13 protein-coding genes are annotated in these 22,973 nt (G+C 57.4%); 2 read left to right on the plus strand and 11 right to left on the minus strand.

The window, feature by feature from the left end; translation table 11 throughout:
* Window positions 1-57 precede the first annotated feature (57 nt).
* The 4 genes from QZ170_RS07180 to dnaE form a co-directional block, all read right to left on the minus strand.
* The gene (locus QZ170_RS07180) at window positions 58-1,182 is read right to left on the minus strand and encodes a ferrochelatase (protein WP_297179220.1); all 1,125 of its coding nucleotides are present in this window, start codon (window positions 1,180-1,182) and stop codon (window positions 58-60) included.
* Window positions 1,183-1,218: 36 nt separating this feature from the next.
* On the minus strand, window positions 1,219-2,451 hold the full coding sequence (gene hflX / locus QZ170_RS07185; protein ID WP_297179223.1) for a GTPase HflX: 1,233 nt from the start codon (window positions 2,449-2,451) through the stop codon (window positions 1,219-1,221).
* Between the two features lie 165 nt (window positions 2,452-2,616).
* Window positions 2,617-2,931 (minus strand): thioredoxin, encoded by a 315-nt coding sequence (gene trxA / locus QZ170_RS07190; RefSeq protein ID WP_297179226.1) that lies wholly within the window; start codon window positions 2,929-2,931, stop codon window positions 2,617-2,619.
* A 33-nt stretch (window positions 2,932-2,964) separates the two neighbouring features.
* Window positions 2,965-6,681, minus strand: a complete 3,717-nt coding sequence (gene dnaE / locus QZ170_RS07195; protein WP_297179231.1) for a DNA polymerase III subunit alpha — start codon at window positions 6,679-6,681, stop codon at window positions 2,965-2,967.
* Window positions 6,682-7,321: 640 nt separating this feature from the next.
* Between dnaE and QZ170_RS07200 the strand changes: the two genes are divergently transcribed.
* The gene (locus tag QZ170_RS07200) at window positions 7,322-8,143 is read left to right on the plus strand and encodes a GLPGLI family protein (RefSeq protein WP_297179234.1); all 822 of its coding nucleotides are present in this window, start codon (window positions 7,322-7,324) and stop codon (window positions 8,141-8,143) included.
* Between the two features lie 6 nt (window positions 8,144-8,149).
* Window positions 8,150-10,783, plus strand: a complete 2,634-nt coding sequence (locus QZ170_RS07205; RefSeq protein WP_297179236.1) for a hypothetical protein — start codon at window positions 8,150-8,152, stop codon at window positions 10,781-10,783.
* A gap of 470 nt (window positions 10,784-11,253) precedes the next feature.
* Here the strand turns inward: QZ170_RS07205 and QZ170_RS07210 are convergent, their stop codons facing one another.
* The 7 genes from QZ170_RS07210 to QZ170_RS07240 all read right to left on the minus strand — a co-directional run bounded on the left by QZ170_RS07210 (window position 11,254) and on the right by QZ170_RS07240 (window position 22,454).
* Window positions 11,254-13,497: a tetratricopeptide repeat protein gene (locus QZ170_RS07210; RefSeq protein ID WP_297179239.1), complete on the minus strand. Its 2,244-nt coding sequence runs from the start codon at window positions 13,495-13,497 to the stop codon at window positions 11,254-11,256.
* Window positions 13,498-13,553: 56 nt separating this feature from the next.
* Complete coding sequence (locus QZ170_RS07215; protein WP_297179242.1) at window positions 13,554-14,375, minus strand: metal ABC transporter permease; 822 nt, start codon at window positions 14,373-14,375, stop codon at window positions 13,554-13,556.
* A 15-nt stretch (window positions 14,376-14,390) separates the two neighbouring features.
* A complete protein-coding gene (locus tag QZ170_RS07220; protein ID WP_297179244.1) occupies window positions 14,391-14,873 on the minus strand; it encodes a phospholipase in 483 nt (160 codons plus the stop codon).
* A 562-nt stretch (window positions 14,874-15,435) separates the two neighbouring features.
* Window positions 15,436-16,581, minus strand: coding sequence for a DUF1735 domain-containing protein (locus QZ170_RS07225; protein WP_297179247.1), 1,146 nt, complete (start codon window positions 16,579-16,581; stop codon window positions 15,436-15,438).
* Window positions 16,582-16,606: 25 nt separating this feature from the next.
* Window positions 16,607-17,722 (minus strand): glycoside hydrolase family 18, encoded by a 1,116-nt coding sequence (locus tag QZ170_RS07230; protein ID WP_297179250.1) that lies wholly within the window; start codon window positions 17,720-17,722, stop codon window positions 16,607-16,609.
* Between the two features lie 22 nt (window positions 17,723-17,744).
* Window positions 17,745-19,388 (minus strand): SusD/RagB family nutrient-binding outer membrane lipoprotein, encoded by a 1,644-nt coding sequence (locus tag QZ170_RS07235; RefSeq protein WP_297179254.1) that lies wholly within the window; start codon window positions 19,386-19,388, stop codon window positions 17,745-17,747.
* 36 nt (window positions 19,389-19,424) lie between these two features.
* On the minus strand, window positions 19,425-22,454 hold the full coding sequence (locus tag QZ170_RS07240) for a SusC/RagA family TonB-linked outer membrane protein (protein WP_297179257.1): 3,030 nt from the start codon (window positions 22,452-22,454) through the stop codon (window positions 19,425-19,427).
* Between the last annotated feature and the right edge of the window lie 519 nt (window positions 22,455-22,973).

Raw genomic sequence — 22,973 nt, forward strand, 5'->3', positions numbered from 1 at the left:
ACAGGGGTTCTATTACCCTATGTAGGGTATGGGGGCTCGGGGAAGGAAAAGGCGAGGCTAATGCTCGTACTTGTACTTACGCTTGTTCTCCTCGCTAAGGAGGGCGGAGGGGTCAGCCATCGTGCGCTCAATGAGTTCGCCGAGCACACGGACAAAGGCTGGGGAGCTATTGAGGCAAGGGACATAGGTGAAGCTCTTGCCTCCGCTATGCAGGTACTCGCTACGGTAGTAGCTATCGATCTCCTGAATAGTCTCTAGGCAGTCACAGACGAAGCCTGGACAGACCACCACGATACGCTCGGCTCCCTCATGTGCTAGACGCTGGATACGCTCACTCATATAGGGGCGCATCCACTCATGCCGTCCTAGGCGGGACTGATAGACTAGCTCTACCTGCCCGTCCTCTAGTCCTAGATCCTGCTGGAGCTGGGCACGGGTCTCCTCACACTGCAGGCGGTAGCAGTCCTCCTCGGCATGTCGCTCATGCCAGCCCCTGCGATGAGCACAGTAGTCGGTGTGTCCATTGTGCTGCCGACACTCCTTAGGGATATGGGAGAGGGGGATACCATGCATCGATACGATGAGACGGTCAAAGGGCTCCGAGAGATAGGGACGGACTTGCTCCGAGAGCACCCGCCGATAGCTCTCCTCTCGATAGAAGGGCGGGAGTAGACGGAAGCGCAGCGATAACCCCAGCCGACGAGCTTCCTCCAGCGCATAGGCCACTGCGGTCTCGTAGCTACTGCGGGCATAGTGGGGATAGAGTGGAGCGATGAGTACCTCCTCCACAGAGCTCAGCGAAGCCAGTGCCGATAGTGCCCCCGCCGTACTGGGCTCAGCATAGCGCATTCCACAGGCGACAGGACACCGACAGAGCTCACTGAGCTCACGGGCAATCGCCTCGGTATGGGTAATCAAGGGGAAGGCCTGCCGCTCCTCATCCCAGATCGTACGGTAGTTAGCAGCCGACTTCGGAGCTCGCCTTGGGACGATGATACGATGCACGAGAGGGTGGCGCACCCAGTAGGGTAGCCCGATGATACGCCGATCCATGAGGAACTGCAGCAGATAGCTATGCACATCGGCTACTGCAGGGGAGGCTGGGGAGCCAAGGTTCAGAAGGAGGATAGCCTGCTTAGAGGCTTGCTCTGCCCCGAAGAGCGAGGAAGTGGGACTGCTCATCTCGTCGGGGCGAAGTGAAAAGGCCCTCCTTGGGGTCTATTCATCGTCATTCGTCTCTAGGGTATAGTCTTGGAATAGGAAATCATTATAGGGGAAGCGCTGTACGTGTATCTCCCGCACACGATCGTAGAGGAGCTGCTTGAGCTCCTCGATACCGGCGCCCGTACGAGCAGAGATGAAGCAGCAGCCCTCCTCGCCTAGTCGTGCCATCCAGCTCGCCTCGAGCTCCTCACGAGAGAGGTTGCGTCGACTACGCTCGGAGAGGTCGTCAGCCTCCTTGGCCTCGTAGGTGAAGGCATCGATCTTGTTGAAGACGAGGATCACGGGACGCTCATCCCCTGCCGTGATCTCACGCAGGGTCGAGGAGACGACCTCGATATGCTCCTCGAAGTTTGGGTGCGCTAGATCCACCACGTGTAGGAGCAGGTCGGCCTCACGCACCTCGTCGAGGGTGCTCTTGAAGGACTCGATGAGCTCCGTCGGGAGCTTGCGGATGAAGCCCACGGTGTCGGAGAGCAGGAAGGGGAGGTTATGGATAATGACCTTGCGTACGGTAGTGTCGAGCGTGGCGAAGAGCTTGTTCTCAGCGAAGACATCACTCTTGCTCAGGACGTTCATCAGCGTAGACTTCCCGACGTTCGTATAGCCGACTAGGGCGACACGTACGAGCTTGCCTCTATTCTTGCGCTGCATGGCCATCTGTCGGTCGATGCCCTTGAGCTCCTCCTTGAGGTGGGCGATACGATCCTGTATAAGACGCTTGTCGGTCTCTAGCTGGGTTTCCCCTGGGCCACGCATCCCTACCCCACCTCGCTGACGCTCTAGGTGCGTCCATAGGCGGGTCAGACGGGGGAGCATGTAGCGGTACTGTGCCAGCTCGACCTGTGTCTTGGCGTAGGCAGTCTGTGCTCGGGAGGCAAAGATATCGAGGATGAGGCTCGTGCGGTCGAGGATCTTGACCTGGAGGATAGCCTCGATGTTGCGTAGCTGCTTCGGACTCAGCTCGTCGTCGAAGATGACGAGCCCGATCTCATTCTCCTCCACATACTGACGTATCTCCTCGAGCTTGCCCTTGCCGACGAAGGTCACAGGGTGTGCCTGCTCCAGACGCTGGACAAAGCGCACGACGGGGCTAACCCCTGCCGTACGGGATAGGAAGTCCAGCTCATCTAGGTACTCCTGAGCCTGCTCCTCGGACTGACTGCGGGTGATCAGTCCCACCAAGACCGCTTGATCGCTCTTGGTATCGGTGATAATAAACTCTCTCATATTGCACGAGCAAAGGTACTACAATGTCCGTAATGCGCCCTGTGCCCAGAGCCCTAGTCGCTTGGCTAAGGTCGCCCCGAGGGAGCACCCTCTGGAGAGACAAGGAAGGCTACACCGCAGGACCTGCTTGCGATGTAGCCTTCCGCCTAAGCCTGAGGCTAGGGGCTAGAGGAGACCTTCGATAGCCTTCTTCAGGACATCCTTGCTCTGAGCGCCGACGAGCTTAGAGACGACCTCACCATTCTTGATGAAGAGGATGGTGGGGATGTTACGCACGTTGAAGCGTCCAGGTAGGTCGCTGTCCTGATCCACGTCGCACTTGCCGATGACGACACGGCCGTCATACTCGTGGGCGAGCTCCTCGATGATAGGGGCTACCATCTGGCAGGGGCCACACCATGTAGCACCGAAGTCTACGACGACGGGCTTGCTGTCTGCGATGAGAGTCTCGAAGTTCTGGCTATTGATTTCTAGTGCCATGATAATTCCTTTCGTTACTTAATATTGATATTGTTACTCGTTCACGCTCATTTGTATCCCGTGGTGACGGCAGAAGTCTAGCAGAGCTGTCGTCGGGGCGATGAGATTGCGGTCATAGCTCAGCCGTACATCGTTGCGCCCGGTGCCGTCGGTGATACGTATAGATAACATAGCATAGCCCTTATTGTTCTCACCGTCTCGGTCGGTGAGCGTAGGAGCGAGCAGCTGGCTCAGCTCGGTGATGACCTCGGGCTCTATCGTGCGCACATCTATCTCTAGGCTGACGCTACGGATCAGCTCTGACGCTGCAGTCGAGAGCAGATCTACACGATGGATCTTGAGCTCCAGCTCATCCCCATAGCGACGCTTCTGCACCACCCCGGAGAGCAGGACGGAGAGTCCGACGATGCAGTACTTGGCGAAGTTGGTATAGCTCTCGGAGAAGAAGGCAATATCCGTCGCCCCGACGAGGTCCTCTACCGTGATACGGGCATAGGGATCACCCCGCTTAGTCGTACCCTGATAGACCTTGGTGATCAGCCCACCGAAGGACACCTGCCGTCCCTCTCCTATAGCCGCTAGGTCACCTAGCTCCGCTGTGGTATGGGAGCAGTAGCACTCCAGTAGGACACGGTGGGGGTCTAGGGGATGCCCCGAGAGGTAGATCCCGATGAGGTCACGCTCACGGTTGAGCCGCTCGATGCTGGACACCTCTGGGCAAGCAGAGGGGGGGGTAGGCCGCGGGATCTGTAGGGCCTCCTCGTCGCCGCCGAAGAGCGAGGCTTCGTTGAGCCCCTGCTCACTCATCACCATCTGCCCGTAGCGGATCAGCGCCACGAGGAAGGTATCCTCCCCGCTATCCATCGGAGCAGAGTAGAGCTCACGGGGATAGCCAAAGCTATCGAAGGCCCCCGAGAGGATCAGGCTCTCTAGCGTACGCTTATTGGCGACCGAGGAGGGTATACGCTCGAAGAAGTCATAGACCGACTGATACGCTCCACGCTCCTCACGATCGCTGACGATGAAGTCTACGGCAGAGCTCGAGACCCCCTTGATGGCATTGAGGCCAAAGCGGATACTACCCTCGCTATTGACGGAGAACTTATAGCCCGACTCATTGACATCGGGGCCGAGGACAGCGATGCTCATCGCCCGGCACTCGTCCATGAGCTTGACGAGCTCGGTGATATTACTGAGGTTACGGCTCAGGGCTCCTGCCATGTACTCGGCGGGATAGTTAGCCTTGAGGTAAGCCGTCTGGTAGGCGACCCAGCTGTAGCAGGTAGCATGGCTCTTGTTGAAGGCATAGCTGGCGAACTTCGCCCAGTCACTCCAGATCTTCTCTAGCGTGTCCTTCCCGTAGCCGTTCTTAGCTCCCCCAGCGAGGAACTTGACCTTGAGGGCCTCCATCTTCTCCTTGAGCTTCTTCCCCATCGCCTTACGGAGCTCGTCCGACTGTCCACGGGTGAAGTCGGCGATCTCACGGGAGAGGAGCATCACCTGCTCCTGATAGACGGTGATCCCATAGGTATCCTTGAGGTAACGCTCCATGCAGGGCAGGTCGTAGGTGATCTCCTTGCGTCCGTGCTTACGGTCGATGAAGTCGGGGATGTAGTCCATTGGCCCGGGACGGTAGAGGGCATTCATCGCGATCAGATCCTCGAAGGTCGTGGGCTGAAGCTCACGGAGGTACTTCTGCATCCCTGCCGACTCGAACTGGAAGGTACCCACCGTCCGTCCCGCCTGGTAGAGCTCATAGGTCTTCGTGTCAGTCAGCGAGATCTTGTCGATATCGATCTCCTCTCCGTGACGCTTCTTGATATTGGCCAGAGCCTCCTTGATCACCGAGAGGGTCTTGAGCCCGAGGAAGTCCATCTTGATCAGCCCCGTGGACTCGATCACCGAGCCCTCGTACTGGGTCACCAATAGGCTCTCACCCGTGGCCTTGTCCTCTGCCGTACTGAGGGGGACGACGTCGCTGATGTCCATCTTGCCGATGATGATCCCACAGGCATGCACTCCCGTGCTACGTATGTTCCCCTCGAGCATCTGAGCGTACTTCAGCGTGTCATGCAGGAGCGGGTCAGGGCTGAGAGAGGCCTGCTTCAGCTCGGCGACATGGTCTATGGCCGCCTTGATGGAGATGGTCTTGACATCGGGGATCTTATCGGGGATGAGCTTGGTGAGGCGGTCGCTCTCCGATAGCGGGAGACGCTGCACACGTGCCACATCCTTGATCGCACTCTTGGCGGCCATCGTGCCATAGGTGACGATATGCGCCACACGCTCGTAGCCGTACTTCTCCGTGACCCAGCGTAGCACATCGGCACGACCATCGTCGTCGAAGTCTACGTCTATATCGGGCATAGAGATACGGTCGGGGTTGAGGAAACGCTCGAAGAGCAGGTCGTAGCGTATCGGGTCAATATCCGTGATATTGAGGCAGTAGGCGACTGCTGAGCCTGCCGCCGAGCCACGTCCCGGCCCTACGAAGACCCCCATAGAACGAGCGGCGGCGATGAAGTCCTGCACGATGAGGAAGTAGCCAGGGAACCCCATATTCGCAATCGTCGAGAGCTCGAAGTCTATACGCTCCCGCACGGCATCGGTCAGTCCCTCCTCGCCGTACTTGCGCCGAGCCCCCTCGTAGGTGAGGTGGCGGAGATAATCGTCGGCCGAGGCGAACTCCTCGGGGATCGGGAAGTCGGGCATCAGAGGGCCGTGGTCGATGCTGTAGTGCTCGACCTTGGCGCAGATCTCCTCGGTCGCAGCCAGAGCCTCGGGGACATCGGCGAAGAGCTCATTCATCTCCGCCGTGGTCTTCATCCACTCCTGCTTGCTGTAGCGCATACGGGCAGGGTCATTGAGATCCTTGCCCGTACTCAGGCAGATCAGTCGGTCATGCGCCTCAGCATCCTCCTCATTGAGGAAGTGAATATCATTGGTAGCGATGACCTTCACCCCGTGCTTGCGTCCCAGCTCTAGGAGGATGGCATTGACCTGCTGTTGCTTCTCGTAGGTCTCTTGGTTGCCTAGGGGATTGTCGGTCTTATGGCGCTGGAGCTCGAGGTAGAAGTCCTCCCCGAAGATCCCCTTGAACCACTCGATGCTCCGCTCTGCCTCATCTATATTGCCGTACATGATATGCTGTGGGATCTCGCCCCCGAGGCAGGCGGAGGAGGCGATGATCCCCTCGTGGTACTGCTCCAGCAGTTCCTTATCTATACGGGGGCGATAGTAGTAGCCGTCTATCCAGGCACGGGAGACCATCTTGATGAGGTTCTTGTAGCCCGTGAGGTTCTTGGCCAGCAGGACGAGGTGCCAGCCACTATTATCTATGGACTGGGTGGGACGATAGGGGTTGGGGACGTTGGCCTCCTTGCTGAAGCGTGAGCGGCGAGCGCAGTAGACCTCACAGCCGAGGATCGGCTTGAAGAGGGGCTTGGCCTCTGCCTCCACCAGCTGGCTACGTAGCTCCGTGAGCCGTGCCTCCTCCTCCGCACTGCGAGCCTGCTGAGCCTCTAGGCTCTGGATCTCCTTCTTCAGCGCCTTGCGCTCGGAGATGAGGGGGGCATTCTTCTTCTCGACGTAGTCGTAGAACTCCTTGATGCCAAACATCGCACCATGGTCCGTCAGGGCGATACCACTCATCCCATCCTGGATCGCCTTATCGACGAGCCCCTTGACCGAGGCCTGTCCATCTAGGAGAGAGAACTGAGAGTGCACGTGGAGGTGTACGAAGCGCTGCATATAGCTTACCAAATAGACATTTCATTGATTTACAGAGGTGGGGAGGCATTTCTCACGCCTCCCCTCCCCCGTTGGTGACGTACAAAGTTACCCTAAATCCCGCTTATCTCCTTCCCCTCTACCCGACCTCCCTCTACTCTCAGGGATGAGGGATGAAAGCACTAGAGACCGAGGGCAAAGTAGTCAAGGAGCACTCCCACAAGGCATAAAGACCCGTACCCGAGGCGTAGGTATACCCTACATACACGGCCCTACCTAGGGGGATGTTGTGTACACGCGTGTACACACTAGTATACCCACGTGTACACTACTGTATACACGCGTGTACACTCTCCCGCTCTAAGTATGTCCTCTCTAGCGCCCTCGTAGGTACGTCCATCCCCCAGCTAATGTGTTGGGAATGGAGCCTATGCCGAGGCATCACTCTGGGACACGCAGTGTACCCTATCCCCAAGAGCCTAGGAGAGGAGCATACGCATGGAGCGCAAGCCCCACCCCTGACTACTTCTTCTTCTACGCAGTAGCACAATTGAAAAAAAAAAAAAATAACTTTGTGCAAGACAGGGAGATCGGTATATCTACTGGTCTCTCTAGGGATAGCTTGATCAAGTAAACAATACATATCTTAATCGGAAAGACAATGAAGTACATGAGTATGCCTTCTATAGTGGCAAAAGCTATCACATGCCTGCTCTTCTCTACGGCAGGCATCACCCTCTCCCACGGACAGACGAACGATAGTATCGCCCATACGATGCTCGTCGCTGACTATGACTACACCTGCCAGACCTCCAATGCCAAGGGCGAGGAGCTAAAGGTGAGCTACGGCCTCACGCTACAGGTCGCTCAGGATATGGCGTGCACGATGGGCAGGAAGCGACACAGCGGAGAGAACGACATGAGCGAGCGACTCCTCTACGCCCCTGTGACCTGGCAGAACTACCCTCAGGGCAAGATGACCTCCCTCGAGGCCATCCCTCCCTACCAGTACCTCACCTCGGAGGCAATGCCCCAGCTGAAGTGGAAGGTGCAGGCCGAGCATGATACCATCTGTGGCCTGCCCTGTCAGAAGGCTATCGGTCAGTATGGCGGCAGGACGTGGACGGCTTGGTTTGCCGAGGGACTACCCAGCCGCTTTGGGCCATGGCGACTAGGCGGACTACCGGGTCTGATCCTACGGGCTGTCTCGGAGGATGGCATCCACCACTTCGAGTGCAATAGGGTGGACTTCGTCAAGGAAGCCATAGCCTACAGCGTACCCAATGAAGCCGTGAAGTGCACACGTGCCAAGTTCGTCAAGCTACGCAACAGCACCTTCGGCAACCCCAACTACCTCACCAACCCGACGTACTACATCAAGCCAGAGCAGATAGGGAGTATGACCGTCATGGCAGGGAGCGTACTGATCGGCACGGTACCCATCAATATGAAGCCAGCGAAGTACCAGCCACTAGATCTCTGATGCCCTATGGTGAGGTTCGTACTCCTCATATTCCTCTGGTCACTAAGTCTCACACCTGCCCTAGCACAAGGCTCCAAGATCAGTGTGATCGGGCAGGTGCGCTCTGGTACCAAGCCTGTGGAGGAGGGCATCGTAGCCCTCCTCCACCCATCCGATAGCAGTGTCGTAGCCTACTCGATGACCGATAGGCAGGGACGCTACTCGGTAGAGGCAACCACGGCGCTTAGTGAACTGCTGATCAGGGTGACGGGCTTCAACATCAAGAGGAAACTCATGCGCATCAAGGCGCTCTCACAGACCCTCGACCTAAGCGTAGAGGAGGAGAGCATCCTACTGCGTGAGCTGGTGGTCAAGTCACGGAAGCTATGGGGAGGCCGAGACACGATCAACTATCTCGTCTCGGCCTACACCCGAGGCCATGACCGCACCATCGGCGATATCCTACGCCAGCTCCCTGGTATCACCATCGAGGAGAACAATGTGATCAAGTACCAGGGGACACCCATCAATCACTTCTACATCGAGAACCTCGACATGCTACAGGGTCGCTACAACCTAGCCACACAGGGCATCAAGGCGGAGGATGTAGCCACAGTGCAGGTACTAGAGAGGCACGAGCACGTGCGTGCGCTCCAAGATCAAGCACCACCCGAGCGGGCAGCCATCAACCTCAAGCTCAAGAACACCGCCAGGGGCGTATGGAGCCGAACAGCTCGCCTAGGCGCAGGAGCCTATGCCCAGACACCGCTCTGGGATGCCTCCCTCCAAGCGACCTACTTCACCAAGGCTCGACAGCATCTCATCCGCTACAGCGGTAACAACCTCGGGCAGGAGAGCGATCCCGCCACCGCCCACTATGGTATCTCCTCCTCGGGGGACGCAACCCCACTAGTGCATATCATCAAGCATGGGACATCTCCCGTAGGCAAGAGCCTCTTCGGCTACCGCCATGGGGTAAACCTCAACAACCTAAACAAGCTCTCCGATAGCACCACCCTCACCTACAACCTCCACTACGGCCACCTCTTCTCCCACGGTCATTCCTCCTCCCAGACTACCTACATACTCCCCGATGCCTCTCGGATACTACTCGTCGAGGACGTCGCCGATCGTACGTATACGAACACTGCGAACCTACAGCTCGTCTACGAGACGAATAGACAGCGTCACTTCCTCTACAATACCCTCTCCCTCTTCGGTCGGTGGGAGGAGGGACTAGGGACTATCTACTCCCAGAGCATGAGTAGCTCCTCCCAGCCAAGCGCGAGCACCATCGCACAAGCCCTACACTATCGCTCCCTAGGGCTCTCCAACCGCACCCGCCTCGTGCACCGCACCCCTACCGGTGGCGGTATCGAATGGGTCTCTACCAATAGCCTCTCCTCTACCCCACAGACACTAGCTATCGGTGGCAGTCGGACTGCCCGCCAGCGTATAGACCTCACCTCGGTCTCCACGACCAATAGTCTCCAGTTCCTACGTGACCTCCGCTCTCACCGATGGACACTGAGCGCATCAGCTCATCTCAATGCTGCCTATACAGCTCTGTCCTCCCACCTCACTCACCCCGATGCGCCTACCGCCCCTCGGGGGAATATGATACACGTACATACGAGTGCCGATATAGGCCCCGTGGCTCGGTATGTACATGGGTCGCTCCAGTCTACGCTCAGCCTGCCCCTCGCCCTGACCTACACCTACCTCGACAATGCCTCTATCCCTGCAGAGCAGACCGATGCGAGGCGTCTTCGTCTGTACCTACAGCCCTCCTTCACCCTGCAGTGGAGAGCAAGTGATTACTTCACCTTCGATGCCAGCGCAGGCTACTTGGCTCGGGAGACCCCTTGGGCAAGGCTCCTCACGGCCACTCTCATGCCGAACTATCGTAGTCTCTCACGCTACCGAGCTACCCTCAACGATAGCTACGATGCCAATGCCCACCTCAAGGTCTCCTACAAGGATCTCTTCTCCGGCTTCTTTGCCCACGTAGAGGGTGGCTGGAGACGTTCGTGGAGCGATATAGCCTATGGTACCACACTCGACGCTCAGGCTCGCTCCGTCATCGAGGCTGTCCACCAGCCCAACCACAGCACCCTCTATACGCTCTCCGCATACGGGCGTAAGGATATCGACTGGCACACCATGCAGCTCGAGCTCGCTGCCACCGGCACACAGACCGAGAGTGAGGTCCTACGTCAGGCGACCCTCACCTCGTACCGCACGGCAGACTATAACCTTAGGGGGACACTTGCCCTAGACCTCATCACGGGCTATCGCCTACAGTATCAGGCGAGCTGGAGGCACAGTCGCTCTACCTCTGCCAGCTACACCTCGGCATACAACGAACTAAGTCAGCAGGCACGACTCGATCTGCGCCTCATCCCCTCTCGCCTATTCCTCAAGCTCCAGGCTAGCCATACCCACAGCGACCAGTCGGCATCCGAGCAGAAGGACTACCTCTTCGTCGGAGGGGGACTACAATTCAAGATGTCGAAGAAGGTGGAGCTCGAGCTCAACGGGGATAACCTCACGAACACACGTACCTACATCATCCGTAGCCTCGGGGATCTGGAGGAGCACTATACCGAGTATCACCTCCGTCCCCTATCCATCGTCCTAACGGCTCACCTCTACCTCTAGGCTTCACCGCAGGACAAGTCCCCACCTCCCATCCCTCACGCTACCCGAATCCCCTCCATACCTCGCTCCTAGGTACTGTCCCCAGCACACACTCCGCCCCCACATATCCCGCTAGACAAAGAAGCTCCGACCCTGCAACCCTTCCCCCCTGCTAACAGCCTCTGTATCGGGCATTCCGAGAGGACAAAAACGAACATACCGAGAAGGCCATTGCGCTCCTATAAAGAACGTCCTCGTCACCTTACATAGGTGACGAGGACGTTCTTTATAGGAGCGCAAGGACGATCATTATATGTAGTCAAGAGAGCTCCTGCCGAGCGGAGAATAGACCGCCTGCTGAAGTGTGGATATTGGGGGTACTTATACTCACTATTTTCCACCGACTATCTCCCAGCTATCCACCGACTATCCACTTCCTATCGACCTGCTATCCCCCGCCCATCCACATCAGGTGCTGGGAGGGTGTCGGGCTATCGTGGTGTCCGAAGTAGATCCCGCTCGTAGGTACGGGCAAAGGCTCGGTAGTCCCCAAGGACAGGGGCGGTGAGGCGAAGGAGGTTCGCCTCGGTGACGAGGAGTACTTCGCTCTCCTCCCCGAGGACGGCACGGAGTCCCTCGGTGGTACGTGCTAAGCGGAGGAACCGCTCCAGCTCACCGAAGCTATGGAAGCCATGCACCCGAAGCCCCCTCAGCGGGAGATTTGCCCACGGGGTTAGCTCGAGCGTGCTCTGTGTGAAGTGCTGGTAGAGGAAGGCCGTGAGCGCAAAGAAGGCTTCGTGTGGAGCTACCCCTTCGGAGGGATAGAGCACCAGCACCTCGGGGAGCTCTCCCGCCAGCGGTGCGGTGAAGAGACTATCGGCGACACTCACCGCTGTCGTATCCTGCGAAGTAGAGACCGACCCCGTACCCACAGCGAGCGTGCTCGTGATCCTTCGCCCTGCTTGTAGCTGTAGGAGCATACGGGTGGCGAGCTCCGTGGCTTCGCCCTCGGGATAGGTGCGGGCGAGCTGGGCAAGCTTCGCCTGGCAGGCCGTGTGGTCGCCCAGCTGTGCTCGGGTCAGCGCCTCGAGCAGTAGCGCCTGTGGCTTCAGTCGATGGGAGGGGAGGGTCTCCCCTATCTGCCTTAGGTATCGTTCTGCTTCCTCGGGTCGCCCTGCGCGGTAGGCGGTATAGGCTTCGTGGTACCACTTCGCCCCGAGAGAGTCCTGTTGCTTCAGACGTGTTCGATAGTCCACACCCGCCCCCAGCAGACGAGCATGAGGGGACTCTGGGTAGCGACTCAGGATCGTCTCACGAAGGCTATCAGCCTCCGCCCCCCGCCCCCGTCTCAGGGATAGAAGGAGGTAGTGATAGCGAGCCTCTAGGTCTAGTGCCGAGTGGGGATAGTCCCGCACGAGTCGAGCATAGAGCACCCCAGCATCATCCAGCCTACCGAGTTCGCCCGATAGGAGCTGTGCCATACCGAGCAGGAGCGTAGGGGTCTCGCCTTCATCCCCACGAGTCCTACTCTTTGTGCCCGTATGCAGGCTTAGGCTATCACTTCGCTGGAGCTGTAGAGCAAGGGGAGCTAGTCGCTCCAGTGCTGGTAGGAGGGGCTCTAGGTGCTGCCGCCTTGGGTGGTCAGCCCCGAGGCTGGGCAGACTCTTACTAAGCGCTTGCCAAGCCTCGGGGTAGTGTCGGCGAGCCAGCTGGAGCTCTCCCAAGAGAGCCCCCGCCTCCGAGGCAACCGCTCCCCCCCTAAGCGTAGCAGAGTCGATCGCCATACCGAGGTAGCCCAGTGCCCCGAGCGTATCACGTCGCTGGAGAGAGACTTCCCCGAGGGCCAGATAGATCTGATCTCGGTAGGGATGGTAGGCTCTCTGAGTGAGTAGACCAAGGAGCGCCGAGAGGGCTTCGCCCTTCGCTCCTCGGAGTAGGATCATACGTAGCCGAGAGGCGAACTCGAGGGCAGGGCGAGGACTTCGTCGAGAGGCTTGCTGATAGGCCTTGAGTGCCGCCTCCCTTTGCCCTAGAACTTCGTAGGTCTGCCCGAGGAGGTACTCCAGGCGAGCACGCAGATAGGTGTTGCGTTCCCGAGGGATGACCTCCACGAGATGAGGTAGCGCCCGAGCCCGAGCCCCCGACAGCAGGTAGTACTCAGCTCGTGTCGTATGATAGAGGAGGGGATAGCGTGCGATGGCCTGCGGAGTGCTATCTATCCGCTGGATGAGGAGGAGCGACTCGCCGAGGCGATCCTGCTGTAGGTAGCATCGTGCCTGCCACAGCAGGGCTTGGTCTCGCTCGTCTCGCTCGGTGGCATAGAGCTGTGCCATCTCGGCAAAGGTGGTCTGGGCCTCGTCTATGCGTCCCTCGTAGAAGAGACTCTTGCCCCATAGGAGCCAAGCGGAGGGGAGGGCAGGGTTGTACTCGGTCTTGGCTTGCTCGGCTACGGCCTTGGGGTCTCGTCGCCAGCCAGGTTGCTTGGTAGGCTTGCGCTGTAGGCTATGCTCCTGGATGGCCTTCTCAGCCTTGGAGATACTGCGTGCGAAGTTGCCCGCAGGACGTGCCGAACGCACGAGCGGGGTGAGGGGATCGAGGGTAAGGGGGGAGAGGTAATCCTCCTGTAGAGCTTCGACGAAGGACTCTAGGGAGGCGGTGTAGGCGGTCTCACCGTTGTAGAGGGTATTGTAGCGTGCAGTCAGGCTATGGTAGAGACGTGTCGTAGGCGTAGTCACACGTCGTGAGCACCCCACGAGGAGTGCAAGCAAGGGGAGGAGTGCAAGCAGGGTGCCTAGCCTCGCCCACCCCGCCGCAGTAGGGTACGTACGCATTGTGCTAAGGCTAGTAGTAGGAAGAGGAGTAAGATGATCAGTACCCCCGAGGGGACAGAGACCACGTAGTAGCTAAGGAGTAGCCCCCCGATATTAGCAAGGAGCGAGATCAGGATAGAGCCTAGGATGATGCGCCTAAAGTCCGAGGTGAAGAAGCCTACGATCGTCTGGGGGAGCGTCAGCAGGGACAGCAGGAGCATGATCCCCACCGTACGGATGGTCAGCACCATGCTGATAGCGACGACCACGAGGAGCGCTTGCTCCCAGCGACGCACCGCCACACCACGTATCTCGGCGAAGTCCCTATCGAAGGATAGGTAGAGGATCGTACGATAGCCCACGGTGAAGAGCACTACCAGCAGGAGGGCAAGTACCGCCAGCGAGACGAGATCCGCCGAGGTGACCAAGAGGATATTGCCAAAGAGGTAGGATGGCAGGCTCGTCGTATAGCCAGGAGTCAAGGTCATGAAGAGTACCCCCAGAGCCATCCCGAGTGCCCAAACCCCAGCAATGGCAGAGTCCTCTCTGATCCCCTCGCTACGGCTCATACGTCCAATAGAAAAGGCAGCAAGCACCGCTGCACCTGCAGCCGAGAGGATCGGGTTGATGCCTAGATATAACCCTAGGCCAATACCCCCAAAGGAGGCATGTGTGATACCGCCACTGATGAAGACGATGCGCCTGACCACGATATAGGCACCCACCACACCGCAGACGACTGCGGTGAGCAGGGAGGCGATGAGGGCATTCTGAAAGAACTGATAAGAGAAGATGCTCTCCATCCCTACCTCTGTAGACTAAGCCTTCCCGAGAGCTGCGCCCTCCGAGGCATGACGCCCGACGATAGCGTGGTAGTCACGCTGCTCTACGACGATCAGATAGAGCTCGGGGCGAAGGGTCTCGGGGAACTCAATCCCTCGTAGCTGTAGACTACGCACCCACCCAGGCACATCATCTTCGTCTAGGGAGAGCAGGACCTCACGGAACTCCTCGACCTGCCTATCGGTATAGCCCTCGGCAGCTACCCCACGGTAGCGATCGAGCTCCTCATCGTCGTAGTAGACGATCTCCGAGCTCACGGCAGCCAGCAGGCTATCGTGCTCACAGGTTAGGTGGTTGCCACAGCAACCCCCTTCGCTGGGGACAAACTCCTCTTCCTCCGCTACGACCTCGCCACGAGCGATACGTCGCGCCTTGAGGTAGGACTGTATCGAGGCTACCAGAGCGGCCACAGCCCCGAGTACAACCAGCGCCAATACGATTACTAAGATACTTCCCATAATGATAGTCATGTCTAGGTCTATCCTAGACAAAGGAATAAGCACATTTGCCCCTAGATAGTTCACTAGGGGTGAGGAAAGGGATGGAAGCACCCGCCCCGAGCGCAGGAGGTACCCCAGGGCTGACGTATGAAATCACTATAGTGCGAGGGCAAGGTCGTCAAGGGTGTATACGCCGAAGATAGAAGTGTCTATGTCCTAGCCTAGATATGCCATGTGAATACCTCTTACCTAGGAGAGATGAGTATACACGTGTGTACACAACTGTATACCCACGTGTACACAACAGTATACACGCGTGTACACAAGTGCGCTCTAAGTATCTCCTCTGTAGGGCTCGCTTGTAGGTCTGTTTCTTGGGGATAATACCCAGGATTTTTAGTGGTGGGCTAAGGCTCCCTAGGATATGAAATAATACCCCCGAAGATCCAAAGGCAAGAGTGTGCGGGCGAGATCATACGTCAGCCCTGGGGGGGTACCCAGACAAAGCAAAGGGCGGTGGCCCTAGGCTAAGCCTAGCACCACCGCCCTCATTAGGAGGTATTACACCTATTAGGATCGGCTACTTAGCCAGAGGGAAGCGGAAGAGCTTATCACCATCCTTCACAAAGGTTGCCCCCTGGAGGTTCGTGAAGTGATGCCCATTGGCCGACCAGTCCCAGATCTGTGTCTCATCGTCACTGATCGTACCCGTAGCATGGTCGTACTTCTTACCATTCATGGGGTAGTAGGCGACGAGATTGGTGTCCTTGGGGTCTGCCATCTTCCACACGTTCGCAGCGATCTGCTGAGGAGTGCGAGCGACCTTGTAGAAGCGGAGCTCACGGATCATCCCGCGAGTGGTGCTGAGCCAGAAGCCCCCGAGCTTGTAATCACCCTCACGGACAGCCTGCTGGAGGACGAGGCGCCCATTGGAGTAGACAGAGACATTGGCACCATCGTAGACGAAGGAGAACATGTACCACTTGTTATCCTCCAGAGGCATCACATCCTTAGAGAGGGTAAGGTCGGTACCACCCGTACGGAGGAACGAGCCCTCCTTACCTACGACTGGGTAGATCTCGCTCTTGGAGTCGTCCGAGCCGACGAACTTCGTACCAGCAAGGGCACCGTTGATGTTGCGGCGATTGACCATTACCTCCATCGTCCACTGAGGGACAGAGATGTTCTCAGTGAAGTAGGTAGCGATCTCGTTACTTGTGTTGATACGCATCACCTTGGTCTCGGTAGCCTGATCGATGATGATCATAGCCTCGCTCTGCCCACCGATAGCATGTGTTCCCTCGCCATTGAGCTTGAGGGGAAGGGCAAAGATCTGCCCGGCGGAGAAGGTTACGTTCTTGAGCTTGACAGGCACGGGTGCCGTGATCTGTCCCGTAGGGATCGTCACCGAGCTGCTGATCTCATACATGGAGGAGGGAAGGAGCGTGTAGCTCGTACCGTTCTTCGCATTGTAGGCATCTAGCTGAGCCTGCGAGCCAGCGGTGAAGCCGACAGTGACCGTAGAGGTAGCGGGGCGGACGAGGGAGACACGAGGCCCCTGAGCGCTCTCCGAGGCTCCGTCTAGGAGGAAGATCTGTGTCAGCTCCTGCCCCTGGATATAGACCCCCTGCTCTACCTTGTGGGTCTTAGCTGGATCTTCGTAGAGCTCATTCTGACAGCTAGCCAGCAGACCGACTGCTAGTAGCGTATATGCTAGTCTTTTCATTTATGTTGTCGTAGCTGTTAGAGGATTATTGGAAGGGTTCCTTCTGAGTCTCGCTGACTCGGTTACCAGCATTGAGCGCCTGACGGAGGAAGCGATAGTTCCCTCCCTCGGTATCGAGCTCCATGTGATAGGTACCGATACCAGCGATACGCTTGCCATTAGGCATGATCATACGAGCATAGTCCATGATCTGACGGCCTGCGTCGAGCTTCTGGATGTCAGCTCTAGAGCTCGTATAGGTCGGGAGTCCTCCAGTCTTGGCATACATCTGGAACTCGAGCGTGAGGAAGGTCTTAGCCTCCCAGTTGTCTAGGTACTCACCCCCATCCGTGATCTTCTTCAGGGCAGCCGCCGTATTCGACTCATGATAGGCCTGATAGATGTAGAAGGAAACCAGCTTAGATACGTCGGGAGCTAGGAGGTAGGGCTCACCATCGAAGACGATCATACGACCCTTAGGGTTCAGACGATCATAGAGCGTCTTGATGAAGGTGTACATATTGATGTTCTCATTGCTATCATCAGCGATCCAGTTCGAATTCGCCATGTTCCCCGATCCCCCATAGTTGGGTTCGTAGTCGATGTCGAAGCCATCGAGGTCATACTTCTCGATGGAGTCACAGATCGCATTGGCGTAGGCCTTGACTCCCTCGAGGAAGTCACCACCGCCCTTCTCGGTCACCCAGTAGTCGGTAGCACTCTTCCCCTTGGGGGTGAGCTGGTCGCCGAGATTGGAGACGATCCAGCAGAGGAGCACCTTACCACCCTTGACCTCGCGGAAGAACTTTAGGTCAGTCTTCTGAGCCTCGGTGAGGTCACCGTGCGTACCCCAGAGGGAGACGATATCTACGCTATCGGGGAGCATACGGAGGTACTTCTGTGGGTCGGTACCCTTAGCTGTCCAGCCGCCGAACCAGCCGAAGCCACGCACGTGAGGCGTCTGCTTCCAGGCACGGAGCTTGGCATAGTATTCCTTCTGCTCGGGAGTGAGCTGATCGGGGCTCGTCATCTCGATCATGGGGATAGCACGCTTGAGCCCCTGCTGGTTGTCGAAGGAGAGCTTCTCCTCGTCCGTCCACTTGCTACAAGCGACAGCAGAGAGAGCCGTTAGGGCAACCAACGCATATTTTAGCATCTTCATAGATGTTCGTTGTTAAGAGGGATTACTGTTTAGGACGATTGTCACGTACCCACCAGAGTGGGGTCTTCCCGAGGTCTTCACCACCGAGGAGGCTAGGGATCACCTTCAGGTTGGGATTGCTTGCATAGGCAGAGGCAGGGAAGGAGAAGCGCTCAGGAGCACGCATGCTGGCGTCACCACCGATACGCGAAGGTGCCCCCGTGTCTGCAGGCTTCATGATGAAGGGATAGCCCGTACGACGGTACTCTGTCCAAGCCTCGTAGGCATTGGGGTAGAGTGCGAGGTACTTCTGCGTGATGATCTTCTGGAGCTGTACCTCGGTAGCGTTACGGTTAGGATCGACATCCGTCCAGCTAGGAGATACATTCCCCGAGGAGATATTGTCGCTGTACCGACCGATATAGGGGTTGTTGGCCACCGTGGTAGCGGCAGGCTTAGTCCCCGTCTGTGCTAGATAAGCCGTAGCATCACCTGCACCATTCTCAGAGAAGGACTGACGTACCCCCTGCTCATAGTAGTCCTTGGCAGAGCCCGTGGAGGTGAGGCCATAGAGAGCAGCCTCGGAGAGGAGGAAGTAGGTCTCAGAGGCACGGAACCAGTAGAGCGGAGTAGCATTCACGAAGTTGGGCTTCGATGCATACTGAGCTGTATTAGCGCCTTCCTTCTTGGACTCGTTGTTCGTCGGAGCGAGGAAGTAGTAGCCCTGTATGCCACGATAGGTACCCTGAGTGAAGTACTTGGGCAGACGGGGGTCACTATAGCCACGTAGGTAAGACCAGATGGTAGCACCCATACGTGTCTCGTTGTACTGGTCGATGGAGATCAGGGCTGGGTGACCTAGAGGCTGCTTCTCGGAGTCTCCGATCTTAGCCTCGTCCGCAGTAGTCTCGATGAGGCCACCATTGGCAGCGTCGAGTGCCTTGGCGATGTACTCCTTAGCGAGGGCTTCGTCCTTGAAGTGGACACGTACAGCCATACGCAGCATGAGGGAGTTCGCTAGCTTCACCCACTTAGCAGCGTCCCCATTATAGACGAGGTCGTAGCGTGCTAGGACGGGCTCACGAGCCTCTAGGAGGAGCTTAGAGCACTTCTCCAGCTCGGCGAGCATCCCCTTGTAGACCTCCTTCTGACCATCGGGGGTAGGGGTGATGTCCCCTGTACCGGCCTTGGTGTAGACGATAGGACCAAAGGCATCGGTAGCACGGAGCCAGCCGACAATCTTGACGATATTGGCCATCGCTAGGATCTGCTGTGTCTGGAGGTTATCCTGAGCACGCTTAGCCTGAGTGTGGATAGGGAGCCAAGACTTGGCTACATCCCCATAGAGCAGCCCATAGAGTAGCCCCATACGACCGTTGGTGAAGGTCCAGGTACCCTCGGTGTTGAAGTTCCAGTTATTGTTATTCCCGTAGTAGCCGATGTAGTTACCCGTGGAGATAAGCTCGAGCACCTGCATGCTGTTGCCTGGGCCGGTATCGCCCGCAGGGCCAATGGGCATGACGGTACGCTGGAGGTCCATCATAGCCAGACCATAGCTCAGTCCACCCTGGTTCAGCTCCTCGTCGGTGATGCCGATACGGCTTGTATTGATCTCTTCCTGATTGCACGAGCTGAGGAGTACACCTAGTGCGAGAGCAGGGAGGACGACTAGTTTCTTGAATGTCATACGATATATACGTACTAGATAAAATGAGGGAGGGGACTAGATACCCAGCTTGATGCTAGCACCGATGGTACGCTGGCTGGGGAGCATGAAGTAGTCGTATCCCTGCCCGAAGGTACCCGTAGAGCCAGTGAGCTCGGGGTCGTAGGGAGCCTTGTTGTAGATCATCCAGAGGTTGGTGGCATAGAGGGAGACACCGACGTTCTTGAAGGTCTTGCCCAGGATACTCTTGGGGAGGCTATAGCTGAGGCTCAGCTCCTGTAGGCGAACGTTCGTCGCCGAGTAGACGTAGTAGGAGTCGAGGTTGTACACAGCATCATAGTACTGCTGGGGAGCGATCGTCAGACCCTGACCAAGCTGGACACCACCGGCATTACGGGCATCAGCAGAGGCCTGAGAGACACCGAACTTGTCGAGGGCAGCCTGCGTCTTGGAGATCACGATACCGCCGAGGCGAGCCGTGAAGAGGACGTTCAGGTCAAAGCCCTTGAAGGACACACCGTGCTTCCAGCCGAGGTTCCACTTAGCATTCACAGAGCCGAGCTTGTAGGGCTCCGTAGGCTCGGTGACGAGGGACTGGCCAGGGGTGTACTCGACGTAGCCGTTGGCGTCACGCTTGATACGCTCGCTGGCATAGACGTCACCGAGCTCGCCACCCTCACGTAGGCGGAAGCGACCCTTGGCGATATCCGTCAGGTCAAAGACCTCGCCCGTGATGGGGTTCTTCACCCCAGAGGCTAGCTTGATGATCTTGTTGCGGTTCGCCGTAGCCGTTACGCTCGTGTTGTAGTCTACGGGGCCGAACTTCTTGTTGAAGCCCAGCGTCATCTCGATACCACGGTTGCGTACATTACCGGCCTGCACATAGAGCTTCTTGTAGCCCGTACCTGGGTCAAGGTCGGTCTCTAGGAGCTGGTTGAGCGTATTGGACTGATAGATGGTAGCACCGAAGGTCAGAGCACCACCGAACCAACGAGAGTCGATACCGAGCTCGACGGAGCGTGTGCGCTCAGCCTTGAGGTCAGGCAGGGGGTAGTAGTCGAAGGGCTCGACCTTGCCACTGCGCATGCTGTGGGTGATCGTCCCTGGGGTTAGCCCCGTGAAGGGAATGGGCGAACCCACCTCCGTGTACGAGGTACGTACCTTCAGGAAGGAGAGGGCTGGACGGAGATTAGCACGTACGTCCTCGGGGAGCAGATCCGTGACGACAGCCGATAGACCGACAGAGGGATAGAAGATCCAAGGATCGACGCTACCGACGAGCTGCGAAGGCTTGTCCGTACGACCCGTCAGAGTGAGGTAGACGGCATTGCGCCAAGCGAGTTCAGCCGAGCCAAAGACGGCGAAGTTACTCTTACGCGAAGAGGACTGCGAGCCACCGCTCTGTAGGGGATTGGTATTGGCGAAGATGAACTTGTTGGGGATCAGAGAGAGGTGACCACCGAAGCCCTGACCCTTGTTGTCATACTCCTCATAGGACGTACCGAGGGTCGCCGTGAGGTGGAAGTCCTCGGAGAGGGCATTGCTGTAGTTGGCCATGAAGTCCACATACTTCTGCTTGAAGTAGCTGTTATCGGCCGAGTAGTACCCGAGGGGCTTAGCAAAGACGCTCGAGGTAGAGGCGTAGAGCTTCGTCTCACGCTCCGTGTAGGTATTGTCCAGACGGACACGCCCCGTGAAGTTGATCTGCTTGTTCAGCTCATACTTCAGCGAGCCGAAGAGCATATAGCGGTCGTTGGTCTCGGGGTGGAGGTTGCGGTAAGCGACCCAGTAGGGGTTCTGCACGTCCATACCCATGCTACCGGGGGACCACTGCTGGACATAGTAGCCTAGCTGTGCATCATAGCGCTCGAAGTACTTCTCCTGATCGAAGTTCTGACCACGTGGATAGAGGTAAGCACCTACGATGGGGTTGAAGTAAGCCCCGTAGGAGATCATGTTGTTGGCATAGTCACGGACATAGCTAGCCGAGACGTCCAGGGTGAGCTTGTCGTCGAGGAACTTGCTCGTGTTACGTACCGAGGCGTTGTAGCGGTGGTACTTGTTGTTGGGGACGATCCCCTTAGCGTTGATCGCAGAGGCAGAGAAGTAAGTCTGGTTCTTGTCCGTCCCTACCGAGAAGTTGAAGGAGTTATTGAACGTCACCCCACGGTTGTAGAAGTCACGTACCTTGTAGTCCGAGGGAGTAGCGAGCTTGTCACCCCAGGAGGTGTACTGCCCAGCGGCATTACCATAGGTATTCTGGAACTTAGGCAGGATGAAGGGGCTAGCCGTCTCGACAGCGCTGGAGAAGTTCACACGGAGCTTACCAGCAGCACCCTTCTTGGTATTGATGAGGATAACCCCGTTAGCAGCCGAAGCACCATAGAGCGCAGCTGCCGAAGGCCCGGTGAGGACGCTGATCGACTCGATGTCGTCGGGGTTGATGCTGGAGATCCCTTCTCCCGAGGCACGGCCAGAGCCGAAGCCAGAGCCGTCACCCCCACGGTCGGCGCTATTGCCGATGGGCACCCCGTCGATCACATAGAGGACGTTGTTATCCCCCGAGATGGACTTGTTACCACGCATGACGACACGGGTAGCACCACCTACGCCGGAGGCACTACGCTGGATGTTCACCCCAGCGACCTTACCATTGAGGCTGTTCATGAAGTTGGCGTCCTTGACTGTCGTCAGGGCGTCATTCTTGACCTCCTGTACATTATAGCTTAGTGCCTTCTGGCTACGCTTGATCCCGAGGGCGGTCACGACGACCGTCTCGAGCTGCTTGTCCGCACTAACGAGCTCGATGGTGAGCTCGGAGAGGTTCCCTACGGCTACCTCCTTGGTCGTGTAGCCGATGTAGGAGACCACGAGGACGGCTCCGGCCTTGATGTTCTTGATGGTGAACTTCCCGTTCATGTCGGTCAGCGCACCGTGTCCTGTCACACCCTTGACAGAGACCGTTGCCCCCGTGAGGGGCTCATGATCTGTAGCATCGAGGACGACACCACTGACACTCTTGCCCTGCGCAGTAGCTGTCGCCACCGCTAGGAAGAGGCTCATGAGGAGAAATAATACTTTCTTCATAAATAGTAATTAAACACACTGCGCAGTGGTGCACGATAGTGGGAGAAGCCCCCCTAGACCCTCACGTCAAGACACACTGAGACACGACACCTCGCCGAGCGACGTATCGTGCTTACTCGTTATCTATTGTTGCATGGAGCCCATCGTACCGTAACACCTATCTGCAATCTTCGCCGGCAAAAATAGGCAAAAAAGGTATTCCCCTACCCTCTTTCTACAGCCCCTCACTTAATAAATTATTTAAGGAAGTTACCTGCTTAGATACCAACTAGATACCCACCTCTCTCGGCGGGGATAAAAATTCCCCCGCACGACCTTCACCGAAGATTTTACGGAAGGAGCACCCCTCCCCCTCCTATTTTCCTCACCTCTTTGCCTACTATTTTCATTACCCTCCCCCTCCTATTTGTACCTCATCCTCTCTGCCCTCGTCTCTCTACTAAGCCCCCTACCCGTATCTACCGAGCCCTCTATCCGCCCCCTCGGGGGCGATCCTCCCCTTCACCCTCAGACCCGCTC

This window comes from uncultured Porphyromonas sp. (assembly GCF_905372525.1).
Taxonomy (GTDB): domain Bacteria; phylum Bacteroidota; class Bacteroidia; order Bacteroidales; family Porphyromonadaceae; genus Porphyromonas.

Bases quoted from the DNA above. Each gene is read 5' to 3' on its own strand.
- QZ170_RS07180 (WP_297179220.1), bottom strand. From the start codon at position 1,182: ATGAGCAGTCCCACTTCCTCGCTCTTCGGGGCAGAGCAAGCCTCTAAG.
- hflX (WP_297179223.1), bottom strand. From the start codon at position 2,451: ATGAGAGAGTTTATTATCACCGATACCAAGAGCGATCAAGCGGTCTTG.
- trxA (WP_297179226.1), bottom strand. From the start codon at position 2,931: ATGGCACTAGAAATCAATAGCCAGAACTTCGAGACTCTCATCGCAGAC.
- dnaE (WP_297179231.1), bottom strand. From the start codon at position 6,681: ATGCAGCGCTTCGTACACCTCCACGTGCACTCTCAGTTCTCTCTCCTA.
- QZ170_RS07200 (WP_297179234.1), top strand. From the start codon at position 7,322: ATGAAGTACATGAGTATGCCTTCTATAGTGGCAAAAGCTATCACATGC.
- QZ170_RS07205 (WP_297179236.1), top strand. From the start codon at position 8,150: ATGGTGAGGTTCGTACTCCTCATATTCCTCTGGTCACTAAGTCTCACA.
- QZ170_RS07215 (WP_297179242.1), bottom strand. From the start codon at position 14,375: ATGGAGAGCATCTTCTCTTATCAGTTCTTTCAGAATGCCCTCATCGCC.
- QZ170_RS07220 (WP_297179244.1), bottom strand. From the start codon at position 14,873: ATGGGAAGTATCTTAGTAATCGTATTGGCGCTGGTTGTACTCGGGGCT.
- QZ170_RS07225 (WP_297179247.1), bottom strand. From the start codon at position 16,581: ATGAAAAGACTAGCATATACGCTACTAGCAGTCGGTCTGCTGGCTAGC.
- QZ170_RS07230 (WP_297179250.1), bottom strand. From the start codon at position 17,722: ATGAAGATGCTAAAATATGCGTTGGTTGCCCTAACGGCTCTCTCTGCT.
- QZ170_RS07235 (WP_297179254.1), bottom strand. From the start codon at position 19,388: ATGACATTCAAGAAACTAGTCGTCCTCCCTGCTCTCGCACTAGGTGTA.
- QZ170_RS07240 (WP_297179257.1), bottom strand. From the start codon at position 22,454: ATGAAGAAAGTATTATTTCTCCTCATGAGCCTCTTCCTAGCGGTGGCG.